This is a genomic window from Sphingobium sp. CR28, from assembly GCF_052327305.1.
In the GTDB taxonomy this organism is placed as follows: Bacteria; Pseudomonadota; Alphaproteobacteria; order Sphingomonadales; family Sphingomonadaceae; genus Sphingobium.
The window spans coordinates 1,045,323-1,058,491 of sequence record NZ_CP182486.1 but is presented as its reverse complement, the minus strand read 5'-3'; the positions used below and the strand labels follow the sequence as shown (position 1 = coordinate 1,058,491).

The following is a 13,169-nucleotide window of genomic DNA, read 5'->3' as shown; positions in this document are numbered from 1 at the left end:
GACAGGCCGTGGATCAGGCGGAAGCGAGGCGAGCGGCGATCGCGTTCACAAGGGCTTCCAACCCCGCGGCGTCGGCCGGTCCGAAACGTGCGGGGGTGGGGCTGTCCAGATCGAGGACGCCCACCAGCCTGCCTTCATGCACGATGGGAACGACAATTTCGCTGGCGGATGCGGCATCGCAGGCGATGTGGCCCGGAAAGGCATGGACGTCCGCGACTAGCTGCGTCTTCCTCGTCTCGGCGGCGGTTCCGCACACGCCCTTGCCCACAGGAATGCGGATACAGGCGGCCTTGCCCTGGAAGGGGCCGAGCACAAGCTCCCTATCAATGAACCGATAGAAGCCTGCCCAGTTGAGGTCGGGAAGAAACTGCCAGAGCAGCGCCGCGACATTGGCCATGTTGGCGATCGCGTCCGGTTCGCCATCGGTCACGGCGCGCGCTGATGCGACGAGATCGTCATAAAGAAGGGCGGGGTCGCCGTCTGATTGTGCCGCGAAATCGAACATGCCGCTGATGTAGGGCGCAGCGGCTGGCTTGGCCACCCCAGTGGCTGGCCGCAGGCTTGTGGCTTGCCATGCTTCGATCACCTCATCATGGTGCGCCGACAAAGGAAAGAATGCGGGGCGACAGCGTGCGGGACGAGACAGCAGCGACATCGACGCGTGACATCGCACTGCGGAGCGTCGCGCAGATAGAGGCGGCTTATGGCCGCTCCGCCAGCGAGACTGCTGCTCTGGGCCGGTGGCTGATTAGCGCGCTGGCGGCAATGAACGGCGGCGGTCTGCTTATAACCGTGCTGGTCCGCAATGAGATCGATCCAGTGGCGGCACGCCTTGCCGTCGCGATCTTCGGCGCTGGCCTGCTTGCCGCGTTTTTAGGTGCGTGCCTGAGAGCCGCTGCCGCTCTTTGGCTTTCGGCATCGTTGCGCGGCGCCAGCGCGACATGGATGGGCGCCGCAACGGGCGGTGGCATTGATGAGGAGGCGCTTGCCTCCGTGCGCCGAGTGCGCGGGCGCGCGCGGCTGTCGCGTCTTCTGGTGGCCTTGATCGGCCTTGTGTCGACGCTTCTGCTCCTTGGCGGGGGGACAGTGCTTTGGCGGGAGTTCATCGCGCCCGCATTCTCGCCGCAAGCTGCCGTCCAGCCAGCCGAGGTAGACATTGAGGCCGCCAATGCTGCGATGCCGGACCAGTCGAACGTCAATGTGGTGACCATGATTGCTGAGGATCGGCCGACGCCGCCGGTCCAGACATCTGCCACACCACTGGCATCGACGACGGCTGCGGCTTCTGCTCCCGTGAAGGCGGAGCCGGTCCAGAAGGCGAGCCCAGCGCCTGCGCCTAAAGTCGCAGTTGCACCCAAGTCAGCCCCTGCGAAACCGGCACCGCGTCAACAGGCGCAGCCGACGCCGCAGACTCCGGCTCGCCCGAAACCCACTCCGACGCCAATGCCTACGCCGCGACTGCCCTATGCATCGCCACCAGCTTCCGACGGTGCGGTATCGTCTGCGGCTTCTTCTCCGGCGGATAGTCCCGCGTCACAGTGATTCACTGGTTGGCGCTGCAGATCAGTCCAGATTGACGCGTCCGCGCCCCGCCTTGATGCCGGAGCGGGCCTTCTTGGTATCGACCCGGCGGGCCTTGGCGGCCTTGCTCGGCTTGGTCTTCACGCGCCGCGCATCCCGCTCGTCCGCCTTGTCCAAAAGCGCGATGAGGCGTGCGCGCGCGTCCTCCCGGTTGGCTTCCTGCGTGCGGAAGCGCTGCGCCTGGATGACGAGTACACCGCCGGCCGTCATCCGCGAGCCTGCGAGGGTCCGCAGACGCCTGAAGCTATCAGGTGATAGCCCGAGCGCATAGGTATTGACGCGAAGCTGCACGGCGCTCGCGACCTTGTTCACATTTTGCCCGCCTGGACCGCTGGCGGTGACGAACTTCTCCTCCAGCGCGTGTTCGGGGAGGGCGCGCGAACTCACGGCACGGCGTCCAGTGTGTCGGCATCGGGAAAGCCGGCATCGTGAAAACTGGCGGGCACTGGCGCAAGCGCTTCGACGGGCGCCTTGCCGGCACGCGGCATGGAGAGAAAGCGGCTGTGCAGCAGCGTTGCGCCCTGAGCAGAGGGTGCTCCCAGGGGCCGGTAAACGGGGTCGCCCAGTATGCCGAGGCCGATGCCGTGAAGCGCATGAGCGCGCAACTGATGCGTGCGGCCCGTCTCCGGAGTCATCGACACCAGACTGCGTCCTTCGCGGGAAGCGAGGACGCGCCAGTGCGTAATAGCGGACTTGCCTTTGGGGTCCGGCACCATGCGCCAGCCCGTCTCGCGTGTGCTGACCTTGCCGAGTGGCAGGTCGATCATTCCGGCCAGCTCGGCGGGGACGCCATCCAGAATGGCCAGATAGCGCTTCGTCACCTGCCTCGCCTCGAATGCTTGAGTGAAGCGCTTGGCGGCCTTGGGGTTGCGGGCGAGCAGCAGGCAGCCGCTCGTGTCGCGATCGAGCCGGTGTACCGGAAGGGGCCAGCGCTCAAATCCGAAAGTGAGGCCCGCCAGATGATTTTCGAGACTGAGCGAGCCGTCTCGCGGCGGATCGACCGCGAGGCCCGCAGGCTTGTCGAGCAGGATCGCCTCGCCGTCCATGAAGAGGACACGATCGACGAGGGGCGAGGGCAAAGGCTTGCTATGGGCGGGGCGCATGGATGCGCCTATAGCCCTCGTCCATGTCGGGGGAAATGATTGATCGCGCGCTTGCCAGACCCGTGCGGCTGGATTGGCTCGACGCGCTCAAGGGGGTGGGCATTCTCGCCGTGGTCGCCGGGCATGTCTGGACCCGTGGGCCGGTGCGGGACGCGATCTACCTGTTCCATATGCCGCTCTTTTTCATCGCTTCCGGGTTCACGCTCCGTCCGGTGTCCGTTCCACGGCTGCTGCGACGGCTGGGTGCCAGCCTTGTAGTGCCGTTCCTGATTTTCAGCCTGCTTCTTCTGAGCGCGGACTTCCTCATCGAACACTGGCGCGGTGTGCGGCCGATCTTCCCCAACTTCGCGCAGGGCTTTCAAGTGATTCTGCTTTCGACCCAGAGCACGCGGGGGCCGTTCACCATCCTGTGGTTCGTCCCCTGCCTCGTTCTGGCGCGCCTGATTTGGAACGGACTGGCGCTGCGCTGGCCTGATCCTAGCGAATGGCAGTGGCCCGTGACGATCCTCGCGCTTCTGGCGGGGGCGGCCTGGTGGGGCGGAACAGCGTCCCCTTTCGGCCTGATCGCTGTTCCGGGTGCTTTGGCTTTTCTGTGGATCGGAGCGCTCTGGCGCAACAGGGCCGGCGCGCCTCCGCCCCGGTGGGCCGGACTGGCGGCCGGCGTTGGCTCACTCCTCGCTTTCGCCCTCCTGCCGCCCCTCGCCATGAAGACCGGGGGGCTGGGTATTCCGCTACTTTCCGTCGCCGCTGCGTTTGTGGTGACGTGGACGCTGGCGCAGGCGCTGGGCTTCCTGCCGGGCGCGGCGGTCGCGACGCTGGCCGGGCTGGGCAGGATGTCGCTGGTCATCATGTATATGCACGTCGCGTTCATTCATTATTTCGCACCCTATGCGCCCCCGGCGGTCCTCTTCGTCATCGCGCTCGCGGGTTCGGTGATGGTCCATCAGGCCGCGCGGCGCTACGCGCCTACACGCCGATTATTGCTGGGCGCGCGGGCCTGAGGTTCCTCTTCGAACCTGCTTCCGACTCGCGGACTCAGGCCGGTTTACACAAAATTAACCTTTTGCCTTCACTCTGCGTATAGTTAATAGTCGTGTTCCGGATCGAGGGGTTAAGAGGTCCGGAGGCAAAAAGGGGCGAGCTCATGCGCGTGCTGTTGATTGAAGACGAACCGACGACCGCCAAGGCGATCGAGCTGATGCTCACTACGGAGGGCTTCAACGTCTACACAACCGACCTGGGCGAAGAAGGCCTCGATCTCGGCAAGCTGTACGACTACGACATCATTTGTCTGGACCTTAATCTGCCCGACATGCACGGCTATGACGTGCTCAAGAAACTGCGCACCGCGCGGGTCCAGACCCCGGTGCTGATCCTTTCCGGCATCTCGGAGATGGACAGCAAGGTCCGCTCATTCGGTTTTGGTGCCGACGATTATGTGACCAAGCCCTTCCACAAGGAAGAACTGATCGCCCGCATTCATGCAGTCGTTCGTCGGTCCAAGGGTCATTCGCAGTCGGTCATTCGCACGGGCAAACTGGCGGTTAATCTCGACGCCAAGACCGTGGAAGTGGACAGCAACCGCGTTCACCTGACCGGTAAGGAATATGCGATGCTGGAGCTGCTTTCGCTCCGCAAGGGCACGACGCTCACCAAGGAGATGTTCCTCAACCATCTCTATGGCGGCATGGACGAGCCGGAACTCAAGATCATCGACGTCTTCATCTGCAAGTTGCGCAAGAAGCTGGCGCTGGCCTGTGGCGGCGAGAATTATATCGAGACCGTGTGGGGTCGCGGCTATGTGCTGCGCGACGAAGACGAGGCGATGGAGCTGACCACGCAGGTCGCCTGACGCGCCAACAGATCATCGAGTTGCAAAAGGGAGCCGGTGTCCTGCGACATCGGCCCCTTTTTCGTAAGGTCTAGTGGCGTGGACCGGCGGGGTCGCCGCCCGTTGTCAGGAACCACTGCTCGGTGCCCTCAAGACCCACTGCGGTGAGCCGACCGGTGGCATAGGCGCCCGTGTCGATGCCGATGCGGTTGGTCAGAACTTCCACCTCATCGGTGATGCTGTGTCCATGGACAATCAACCGCTCATGGGGGACATCGCTTTCCAGAAACTCATCCCGTATCCAGCGCAGATCCTTCGGCTCCTGATTATCGAGCGGGACGCCCGGACGGACACCCGCATGCACGAAAGCATAATCGCCAAAGGAGATCTGCTCACCCAGCCCGGCCAGGAACGCGACATGATCGTCTGGAACGAGTTCGCCCAGCGCATCGCGCAACTGGCCCAGCGTCATCGCGTCCAGCGCTTCCGCCTCGATGCCATAGGACAGGATCGTTTCACGCCCGCCGATACGTGTCATGAAGCGGAGCGCGCTTTCGTCGCCGCGCAGCGCCAGCAGAAATACCTCTTCATGATTGCCCATCAGGCAATGCAGATTGGGCCACCAGCGAGCCAGGCGCACAATGAAATCAATGACCTGAGCCGATTGCGGCCCTCGGTCCACATAGTCTCCCAGCAGGACAAGCTCGGTCGAAGCGACTGGCCCGCGTGCCCAGTCGTCGGCTGCGATCTTGTCGATCAGCTCCCGAAGCAAATCGAGGCGACCATGGACGTCGCCCACGGCATAGACCCGCCGATCATCGCCAACGGACGGCGGAGAGCGATCCGAGAGATCAGGCGCCTCGGCGCGCGCGGATCGGAAAAAGCGGAGCATGAAAGACATATAGGTGGGCCATGGTTACCTAGACCAGAATCCCGGCGTAAATATTTCCGTTTTTTCTAAAGTCGCGGCAGAGTGACGCCGCGCTGGCCCATATATTTGCCTGCCCGGTCGGCATAGCTCGTCTCGCAGGGCTCATTCCCCCGCAGGAAGAGGAACTGGCAGGCGCCCTCATTGGCATAGATGCGCGCCGGCAGGGGTGTGGTGTTGGAGAATTCGAGCGTGACATGGCCTTCCCAGCCCGGCTCCAGCGGCGTCACGTTAACGATGATGCCGCAGCGGGCATAAGTGGACTTGCCGAGACAGATCACCAGAACATCGCGCGGCACCCGGAAATATTCCACCGTGCGGGCCAGCGCGAAGCTGTTGGGCGGGATGACGCACACGTCGGTCTTGCGATCGACGAAGCTGTTCGCGGCGAAATCCTTGGGGTCGACGATTGCGCTGTCGACATTGGTGAAGATCTTGAACTCGTCCGCCACACGTGCGTCATAGCCGTAGGACGAGAGGCCGTAGCTGATGCAGCCATCCCGGCGCTGGTTCTCCACAAACGGCTCGATCATGCCGCTTTCGAGAGCCTGAGTGCGAATCCATTTGTCGGAGAGTATGGCCATGTGCGCCTGCTACCGGGATGTTGCGCTGCTGACCAGCCCGGCCAGCATCTGGGATGCCTAGGCGGAATTTGTCCACACCGCCTAACCGCCAAGTCCCAGATCGGCTGGACCAAAGGCATGGGGCAGAAGCTCGTCGAGCCCGTAACGGGAGACCTGCGGGCCAGCGGGTGCAGCGCACAGGATCGTAACGGGCCGTCCCGCCATGTCCTGCGCTTCCTTGATGACCTGCCGGCAGCGCCCGCACGGCGTGATGGGCTCGGGATGGCCCGGCTTGTCCGCGGGGCCACCGGCGACAGCGATCTGCACGATTTCGGTCAGGCGGCCTTGCGCGCTCGCCGTGGCGATTGCGACCGTCTCGGCACAGAGCGAAAGGCCGTAGCTCGCATTTTCGAAGTTGCTTCCCGTGATGATCGAGCCGTCCGTAAGGCGCAGCGCGGCGCCGACAGCGAACCGGCTATAGGGCGCATGGGCGTGGCGCATCGCCGCGCGGGCAGCGTCGATCAGGTCCGTCTCTTCCTGCGTTATCCCGCTCATGGCTGCACGACGTCCCATTCCATAGATCCGGGCACGCCGTTTATGCGTTTCCATGTGGACGCCGTCCACATCACCCAGGGGCGACTTGCATAGCTGGGTGCCATAAAATTCCCCTCAAGCCACAGCGTGCGGTTGACCCCGCTGCCAATGTCATACCGCGCATCGAAGTCGCGCGCGACGCGGATGACCGCCGGCTTTCCGCCATGCGCTTCGATCTGGTTGAGGAAGGTGTTCAGTTCCGAGAGCAGCTTGTCGCGAGAGAGGCTTGCCGGGCAGTCGTCGGAGAAGGCGAGGCGCACCACAGGCGGAAGCATCGCCGCATCGCGCGGCACGGACGTGATGAAGCGCCGCGCTTGTGCATCCGCGCCCGCGCAAAGGCTGAAGCGGTGCTCGGCACCATACCGCAGGCCAACGCCGCGCGCGCCGGCAAGGTTGGTGGCGAACGCCGCGTCCGTGCCGTCCGCGCCGTTTGTCGCTGCGAGATAGGCGAAATCGACGCCTGCTCCCGGAACCATGGACCAGTCTATGGCCCCGCTCTGGGCCGAGACACCGATTCCCTGCGTGGGAAAATCGGCCCGCGCCGGTGCCCAGAAGCGCGCGACCGCAAAGAGAAACACGGAGAGGACGAGCAGAAGCGTCAGGCACGCGAGTGCCAAGCGCAACGGTGTGAGCCTGAGCCGCCGCCTTGCGGGGCTCGGCGCGAATTTGGCGTTCGCCATCATCAACCCTTGATATGTAGGACGCAGATAAGCGTGAAGAGCCTTCGTGCGGTATCGAAGTCGATATCGATTTTGCCCTCCAGCCGCTCCCGGAGCATTTCCGCCGCCTGATTGTGTGTCGCCCGCCGCGCCATGTCGACGGTCTCGATCTGTTGCGGGCTCGCCAGCCGGATCGCCTGAAAATAGCTGTCGCAAATGGCGAAATAGTCCCGGATCGGTCTACGGAAGCGGCCAAGCCCCAGAATGATCGCTTCCAGCGGCGTATCGTCCGCGCGTTTGATCTCGATGGCGAGGCGTCCATCGTCGACGCGCAGAAACACCTTATAGGGGCCGGCATAGCCATCGGGATGCTGGCGGACAGGCGCGAACCGGTTGTCCTCCAGAATGTCGAAGATCGCGATTCGCCGTTCCTGCTCGATATCCGCGCTGCGCCAGATGATCGTCTTCTCGTCGAGGACGATGTCGATGATGCGCGGGTCCGCCATGATGCCGCTGGGCTTTAGGCCTGTGCGGTGGAGGGGACAAGCGGTACGGAGAGCGCCTCCGGTGTCCACAGGCCATCCACAGTTCTAACGGGGCAGGCTCTTGCCCTCCGGCCCGGTTGGCGCGATGCTATAGGCATGGCCGATCCAATTGCTCTTGTCCCGGCGGCAGCCGCCGCTGAACCTCGTCTGCCGCGCAATGTGGAGGCAGAAGCCGCTCTGCTGGGTGCGCTGATGCTGGACAATCGGTTGGCCGAGGAACAGCTCGGCAAGCTGCGCGCCGACCATTTCTTCGAGCCGCTCCATGGCCGCATTTATGCGGCGATCGTCAATCTCGTGGACCGGAACATGATTGCCAATCCGGTGACCCTGCGGCCCATGCTTGAGCATGACGAAGGTCTGCGCGAGCTGGGCGGAGCGGGCTATCTCGCCCAGTTGACCGGCAGCGCCGCGTCCGTGATCGGCGCGCGCGATTTCGCGCGGCAGGTCTATGATCTGGCGCTGCTGCGTGAGCTAGTGCGGGTGGGGCGGGACATGGTGGCGAGCGCGCTCGACACGAGCGTGAAGATCGATCCGGAAGGGGCCGTGGAAGCGGCCGAAGTCGCGCTTTACGAAGTCATGGAAGGCGAAAGCGCGGATGGTGGCGTGCGCAGCTTCGACAGTGCAGCCAAAGTCGCCCTTGCCGGGATTTCACGTGCGCAGAACGCGGGAGGATCGCTGTCCGGCGTGACCACGGGCTTGACTGGCATCAACCAGAAAGTGGGCGGCCTTCACCGAAGCGACCTTGTGATTCTCGCCGGGCGACCCGGCATGGGAAAGACCTCGCTCGCGACCAACATCGCCTATAATGCCGCCTCCCGGTGGGTGCTCGACAATAAGGACGGCATCGACGACGCGAAGAATATGGGCGCGCGCACGGCGTTCTTCAGCCTCGAAATGTCTGCGGATCAGCTTGCGACCCGTGTTCTCGCCGAACAGTCCGGAATCAGCTCGGAATCGTTGCGCACGGGGCGCATCAATCATCAGGATTTCGACAATCTCTCCCGCGCGGCGCGGGAATTGCAGGATTTGCCCCTGTTCATCGACGATACCGCCGGCCTTAGCATCGCGGCGCTGCGCACCCGCGCGCGGCGCATGAAGAAGCGGCACAATATCGGCCTCATCATCATCGACTATCTTCAGCTCCTGCAGGGCACCAGCAAGGCGGGCGATAATCGCGTGCAGGAAATCTCCGAGATCAGCCGGGGCCTCAAGACCCTGGCGAAGGAACTGGATGTGCCGGTGCTCGCGCTCTCCCAGCTTAGTCGTGCGGTGGAAAGCCGCGAAGACAAGCGCCCTCAGCTTTCCGATCTGCGCGAATCCGGTTCGATCGAGCAGGACGCGGACATGGTCTGGTTCGTGTTCCGCGAGGACTATTACGAGATGGCCAAGGAACCCAAGATGGAGGACGAGGCCGCCTATCAGGCCTGGCAGGAGCGGATGGAACGCATCACCGGACGGGCAGAGCTGCTCGTCTCCAAGCAGCGCCATGGCGCCACCGGCAAGGTCTTCATGCACTTCGATTCGCGGATCACCAAGTTCACGGATCTCGCCAATGACGGCTTCGACACCGGTCTGGAATGACGGGCACCGGATGACGACGCGGGAATCGCGCCCGGCAATCTGAATAGCGACGTTTGGAAATCCCTGGTGGAGCTGAGCGGGATCGAACCGCTGACCTCGTCATTGCGAACGACGCGCTCTCCCAACTGAGCTACAGCCCCACGAGGGAGCGCTGCCTATATGCGCGACTTTTCGGCTTTGCAACGGCTTTTGCACCGGATTGGCGCGCCGCTTCAGTCTCCCAGCTTCACTGAGAGGAAGTGAGGCATCGGGCCGTTCCAGCCGTCGTCTGGTCCATCATCTTCCTGCCGCTGGCGAGGTGCGTGAGCCGGACGGTCATATCGCTGTGACGGTTGGGAGGCATCCCGGCGATCGTCCACGCGCGGAGCGGGACGGGCCTGCTCGACGGGCTCGGAAGCCTCGGTCTTTTTCCGGGAGGAAGAGCGGTCAGCCGGTTTGCCACGCTCGCGACCCCTGCGTCGGCTGTCTCCACTTTCCGGAGCCGTTTCCTCCGCTGGTTCCGCGCGGTTCTCATCGCGCGCGCCATCCAATTTGAGCCGCTCGATCTTCGTGCCGATCAGCTTCTCGATATTCTCGATTGCTTCCGCATCGCTCTTCGTCACGAAGGTGAAGGCCGTGCCCGTGGCTCCCGCGCGACCGGTACGGCCGATGCGGTGGACATAATCGTCCGGGTGCCAGGGTGCGTCGAAGTTGAAGACGTGGCTCACGCCCTTGATGTCGAGTCCGCGCGCAGCGACGTCCGACGCGACGAGGATATTGATCTGGCCGGACTTGAACTTCTCCAGTTCGGCAATGCGGGCCGACTGGTCGATATCGCCATGGATCTCGCCGGATCTGAAGCCGTGACGTTGCAGGCTCTTGTTCAGCTCCCGCACCATCGTCTTGCGGTTGCAGAAGATGATCGCGCTATCGACGCCCTCCTGCCTCAGCAGGCCGCGCAAAACGTCGCGCTTCTTGCGCTCGTCGACCAGCACCAGCTTCTGGGTGATGTTGGTATTTGTCGTGGCGGGCCGCGCCACCTCGATGAGCTTCGGGTTCGAGAGGAACCTGTCCGCCAGCTTCTTGATGGGCGGCGGCATGGTCGCCGAGAAAAGCAGGGTCTGCCGACTGGCAGGCAGCTTCGTGCAGATGTTCTCGATGTCCGGAATGAAGCCCATGTCCAGCATCCGGTCCGCCTCGTCGATGACGAGAAGCGAGCAGCCGGTGAGGAGGATGTTGCCCCGCTCGAACAGATCCATGAGGCGCCCCGGCGTCGCGATCAGCACATCGACGCCTTTTTCAAGCGCCTTCACCTGATCTCCCATGGAGACGCCGCCAATCAGCAACGCCGTCGAGAGTTTGGTATATTTCGCGTATTTCTCGAAATTCTGGGCGACCTGATCTGCCAGTTCGCGCGTTGGCTCCAGGATCAGGCTGCGCGGCATCCGCGCACGCGCGCGACCGGCCGAGAGAATGTCGATCATCGGCAAAACGAAGGAAGCGGTTTTACCCGTGCCGGTTTGGGCGACGCCGATGATGTCGCGCATCATCAGAACGGATGGGATGGCCTGCGCCTGGATGGGGGTGGGTTCGCTATAGCCGGCCTCGTGGACCGCCTTCAGCAATTCATCGGAGAGGCCGAGATCGGCAAAAGGCATCGCATGTCCATGGCTAGCGGGAAGCGACCCGCCGCGCCGCACTGCTCCAGCGCGCACGCAAGGTCGGGCGGGCAATGGGCAAAAGCATCGCCGCTGTCAAGGAAATCCGGGCATTGCAGGCACTGAGGCGGTTCAGTCGTCCGGCACGAGGCGCGAGAAGCGCTGGACTTCGCAGGTCGATCCATTGCGAGCGTGGAGATCGTCTCGGCCCGCGCAAAGCGATCCATCCTTGCTGGGCACCAAATAAAAGCCCGAATAAAAGTCTGCACCCCGGCACGAACGGCCGAAATGCACGCGATATCGTTCACCCGGCGCCGAAAAGAGCGTGAGCATCCGCTCGCCTTCGACAATCGCACCCCGAAGGTTGCGCATCAGCAGGCATTTCGGGCCTTTGACCTCCTTGTATTTGACTGGAGGGGCGGGACGTTCGACTTGATCGGCCGCAGAGGTAGCCTTGCCTCGGCGCGGGGTCACGGGCACGCGAATGATGACTCGCTGCTCAATGGTGACCTGGGCAAGCCGGATCACCCCTTCGGCTCCAGCGCTGGGAGCGGCAAGCGCGGTCACAGCGATGGACAGAAAAGCAGACGGCAAGATGATTCCCCGAGGCGCGGCATCAAGAGTTAACCGGCTCAATTTGAACTGTCGATGAATCCTGGCGCTTTTCGGTTCAGATCGGGGGGATTATATCGAGACCATGATTTCACAAGACGTTCTGGCCGCCTTCCGCGCCATTGGCGGTCCCGACGGGATCGTTGAGGATCCCGACGACATCGCGCCATGGCTGGTCGACTGGCGCGGCAAGTTCAGCGGGCATTCTTCGGCGATCCTGACGCCGCGCTCCACGGCGCAAGTTGCGGACTTCGTTTGCTGCGCGCTTGCATTCGGCGTGCCGCTGGTTCCCCAAGGCGGCAACACGTCCATGGTGGGTGGGGCGACGCCCCCGGCGGATGGCAGTGCGGTCATTCTCTCGATGCGGCACATGAACCGCATCAGACAGTTCGACGCGGATGCGGATCTCGCAATCTGCGAGGCAGGCGTGATCCTTTCGACGCTTCACGATGCCGCTGCTGCTGCGGACCGACGCTTTCCGCTAAGCCTCGGCTCTAAGGGGTCGGCGACGATCGGCGGTCTCGTTTCCACCAATGCCGGAGGCACGCAGGTGCTGCGGCATGGCACGATGCGTGCGCTGGTTGCCGGGATCGAGGCCGTGCTGCCCGATGGCTCGATCTATGACGGGATCGCGGCGCTCAAGAAGGACAATCGCGGTTATGACCTGAGGCACCTGCTGGTGGGCGCGGAAGGGACGCTGGGGATCGTCACTGCCGCGAGCCTGCGTCTCTCGCCCGCGATTGTGGACCGGGCCGTGGGATGGGCAGGCATTGCCTCCCCGCAAGATGCTTTGACCCTTCTGCGTCTTCTGGAGGCGGAAGTGGGGCCAGTGGTCGAGGGGTTCGAGGTGATCGCGGGGGAAACCCTGGGCTTTGTTCTGGACGTCATACCGGGCACACGGGCGCCGATTGCCACGCCCGCGCCATGGCATGCACTTATCGAGATCGATCTCGACAATGCATTCGATCCCGCCGGAGCGACCGCAGCGGAGCGCATGGAACGGGCGCTGATGCGCGCGCAGGACACGGGACTTCTCCTCGACGCGGCTATCGCGGCGAGCGAAGCCCAGGCCGAAGCATTCTGGCGGATTCGGGAGAGCTGCTCGGAAGCGGAGCGTGCTCAAGGGCCGGCACTTCAGTTCGATGTGAGTGTGCCGGTTGCCGCCATGCCCGCCTTCATGATCGAGGCGGCAGCGGCCAGCGAAGCGGCATTCCCCGGCACGACTGCGGCCGCGTTCGGTCATCTCGGGGACGGGAATATCCACTTTCACTTGCGCGCGCCGATGCAGGACGGGCTCGACGCTGCCAGAGACTGGCTGGCCAAGAAAGGCCCGGAGGCGACGCAGTTCGTCAACGACAAGGTCGTGGATATGGGCGGGTCCATATCCGCCGAGCACGGCATCGGGCAGATGAAGATCGGTGAACTGGCGCGGCTTGAGTCCGCCGCGCGGCTCCACGCGCTACGGGCAATAAAAGACGCGCTCGATCCGCAGGGCATCATGAATCCTGGCAAGCTCGTGCCGCTTGCCTGAAAGC

Annotated in this window: 15 protein-coding genes and 1 tRNA gene; 5 read left to right on the top strand and 11 right to left on the bottom strand. The window is 63.6% G+C overall.

The window, feature by feature from the left end; genetic code table 11:
• Nucleotides 1-13: 13 nt before the first annotated feature.
• Nucleotides 14-505 (bottom strand): GAF domain-containing protein, encoded by a 492-nt coding sequence (locus ACNAOH_RS04955; RefSeq protein ID WP_443972048.1) that lies wholly within the window; start codon nt 503-505, stop codon nt 14-16.
• A 110-nt stretch (nt 506-615) separates the two neighbouring features.
• Here ACNAOH_RS04955 and ACNAOH_RS04950 point away from each other — a divergent pair, with 110 nt between their 5' ends.
• Complete coding sequence (locus ACNAOH_RS04950; protein ID WP_443971652.1) at nt 616-1,542, top strand: hypothetical protein; 927 nt, start codon at nt 616-618, stop codon at nt 1,540-1,542.
• A 21-nt stretch (nt 1,543-1,563) separates the two neighbouring features.
• Here ACNAOH_RS04950 and arfB read toward each other — a convergent pair whose 3' ends face one another.
• A complete protein-coding gene (gene arfB, locus ACNAOH_RS04945; protein WP_443971651.1) occupies nt 1,564-1,968 on the bottom strand; it encodes an alternative ribosome rescue aminoacyl-tRNA hydrolase ArfB in 405 nt (134 codons plus the stop codon).
• Nucleotides 1,965-2,684, bottom strand: a complete 720-nt coding sequence (locus tag ACNAOH_RS04940) for an RluA family pseudouridine synthase (protein WP_443971650.1) — start codon at nt 2,682-2,684, stop codon at nt 1,965-1,967. Before ACNAOH_RS04940 ends, arfB begins: the two co-directional genes overlap by 4 nt.
• Before the next feature lie 23 nt (nt 2,685-2,707).
• Here ACNAOH_RS04940 and ACNAOH_RS04935 point away from each other — a divergent pair, with 23 nt between their 5' ends.
• Together ACNAOH_RS04935 and ctrA are read left to right on the top strand one after the other, a co-directional pair.
• Nucleotides 2,708-3,685 carry an acyltransferase family protein gene (locus ACNAOH_RS04935; RefSeq protein WP_443971649.1) on the top strand — a complete coding sequence of 326 codons (978 nt, stop codon included), beginning with the start codon at nt 2,708-2,710 and terminating at the stop codon, nt 3,683-3,685.
• Nucleotides 3,686-3,828: 143 nt separating this feature from the next.
• On the top strand, nt 3,829-4,536 hold the full coding sequence (gene ctrA, locus ACNAOH_RS04930; RefSeq protein ID WP_443971648.1) for a response regulator transcription factor CtrA: 708 nt from the start codon (nt 3,829-3,831) through the stop codon (nt 4,534-4,536).
• Between the two features lie 70 nt (nt 4,537-4,606).
• Here the strand turns inward: ctrA and ACNAOH_RS04925 are convergent, their stop codons facing one another.
• From ACNAOH_RS04925 to ACNAOH_RS04905, 5 genes are all read right to left on the bottom strand, one after another.
• Complete coding sequence (locus tag ACNAOH_RS04925) at nt 4,607-5,416, bottom strand: metallophosphoesterase family protein (RefSeq protein WP_443971647.1); 810 nt, start codon at nt 5,414-5,416, stop codon at nt 4,607-4,609.
• A 56-nt stretch (nt 5,417-5,472) separates the two neighbouring features.
• Nucleotides 5,473-6,027 carry a dCTP deaminase gene (gene dcd / locus ACNAOH_RS04920; RefSeq protein ID WP_443971646.1) on the bottom strand — a complete coding sequence of 185 codons (555 nt, stop codon included), beginning with the start codon at nt 6,025-6,027 and terminating at the stop codon, nt 5,473-5,475.
• 81 nt (nt 6,028-6,108) lie between these two features.
• The gene (locus ACNAOH_RS04915) at nt 6,109-6,561 is read right to left on the bottom strand and encodes a cytidine deaminase (RefSeq protein ID WP_443971645.1); all 453 of its coding nucleotides are present in this window, start codon (nt 6,559-6,561) and stop codon (nt 6,109-6,111) included.
• Nucleotides 6,558-7,223, bottom strand: coding sequence for a GH25 family lysozyme (locus ACNAOH_RS04910; protein ID WP_443971644.1), 666 nt, complete (start codon nt 7,221-7,223; stop codon nt 6,558-6,560). Before ACNAOH_RS04910 ends, ACNAOH_RS04915 begins: the two co-directional genes overlap by 4 nt.
• 59 nt (nt 7,224-7,282) lie before the next feature.
• Entirely contained in the window at nt 7,283-7,765 is a 483-nt protein-coding gene (locus ACNAOH_RS04905; protein WP_443971643.1) for a UPF0262 family protein, read from the bottom strand.
• 135 nt (nt 7,766-7,900) lie between these two features.
• Here ACNAOH_RS04905 and ACNAOH_RS04900 point away from each other — a divergent pair, with 135 nt between their 5' ends.
• Nucleotides 7,901-9,385: a replicative DNA helicase gene (locus tag ACNAOH_RS04900; protein ID WP_443971642.1), complete on the top strand. Its 1,485-nt coding sequence runs from the start codon at nt 7,901-7,903 to the stop codon at nt 9,383-9,385.
• Between the two features lie 64 nt (nt 9,386-9,449).
• Here ACNAOH_RS04900 and ACNAOH_RS04895 read toward each other — a convergent pair.
• The 3 genes from ACNAOH_RS04895 to ACNAOH_RS04885 form a co-directional block, all read right to left on the bottom strand.
• Nucleotides 9,450-9,525 (bottom strand) — tRNA-Ala (locus ACNAOH_RS04895).
• A gap of 72 nt (nt 9,526-9,597) precedes the next feature.
• Nucleotides 9,598-11,022 carry a DEAD/DEAH box helicase gene (locus ACNAOH_RS04890; RefSeq protein WP_443971641.1) on the bottom strand — a complete coding sequence of 475 codons (1,425 nt, stop codon included), beginning with the start codon at nt 11,020-11,022 and terminating at the stop codon, nt 9,598-9,600.
• Nucleotides 11,023-11,154: 132 nt separating this feature from the next.
• Nucleotides 11,155-11,616 (bottom strand): hypothetical protein, encoded by a 462-nt coding sequence (locus ACNAOH_RS04885; RefSeq protein ID WP_443971640.1) that lies wholly within the window; start codon nt 11,614-11,616, stop codon nt 11,155-11,157.
• 103 nt (nt 11,617-11,719) lie between these two features.
• On the opposite strand from ACNAOH_RS04885, the gene ACNAOH_RS04880 reads away from it, so the two are divergent.
• A complete protein-coding gene (locus ACNAOH_RS04880; protein ID WP_443971639.1) occupies nt 11,720-13,165 on the top strand; it encodes an FAD-binding oxidoreductase in 1,446 nt (481 codons plus the stop codon).
• Nucleotides 13,166-13,169 lie beyond the last annotated feature (4 nt).

Excerpts from the sequence above, each read along its gene's own strand:
- ACNAOH_RS04955 (WP_443972048.1), bottom strand. The coding sequence starts at position 505 with ATGTTCGATTTCGCGGCACAATCAGACGGCGACCCCGCCCTTCTTTAT.
- ACNAOH_RS04950 (WP_443971652.1), top strand. The coding sequence starts at position 616 with ATGCGGGGCGACAGCGTGCGGGACGAGACAGCAGCGACATCGACGCGT.
- ACNAOH_RS04940 (WP_443971650.1), bottom strand. The coding sequence starts at position 2,684 with ATGCGCCCCGCCCATAGCAAGCCTTTGCCCTCGCCCCTCGTCGATCGT.
- ACNAOH_RS04935 (WP_443971649.1), top strand. The coding sequence starts at position 2,708 with ATGTCGGGGGAAATGATTGATCGCGCGCTTGCCAGACCCGTGCGGCTG.
- ctrA (WP_443971648.1), top strand. The coding sequence starts at position 3,829 with ATGCGCGTGCTGTTGATTGAAGACGAACCGACGACCGCCAAGGCGATC.
- ACNAOH_RS04925 (WP_443971647.1), bottom strand. The coding sequence starts at position 5,416 with ATGTCTTTCATGCTCCGCTTTTTCCGATCCGCGCGCGCCGAGGCGCCT.
- dcd (WP_443971646.1), bottom strand. The coding sequence starts at position 6,027 with ATGGCCATACTCTCCGACAAATGGATTCGCACTCAGGCTCTCGAAAGC.
- ACNAOH_RS04915 (WP_443971645.1), bottom strand. The coding sequence starts at position 6,561 with ATGAGCGGGATAACGCAGGAAGAGACGGACCTGATCGACGCTGCCCGC.
- ACNAOH_RS04905 (WP_443971643.1), bottom strand. The coding sequence starts at position 7,765 with ATGGCGGACCCGCGCATCATCGACATCGTCCTCGACGAGAAGACGATC.
- ACNAOH_RS04900 (WP_443971642.1), top strand. The coding sequence starts at position 7,901 with ATGGCCGATCCAATTGCTCTTGTCCCGGCGGCAGCCGCCGCTGAACCT.
- ACNAOH_RS04890 (WP_443971641.1), bottom strand. The coding sequence starts at position 11,022 with ATGCCTTTTGCCGATCTCGGCCTCTCCGATGAATTGCTGAAGGCGGTC.
- ACNAOH_RS04880 (WP_443971639.1), top strand. The coding sequence starts at position 11,720 with ATGATTTCACAAGACGTTCTGGCCGCCTTCCGCGCCATTGGCGGTCCC.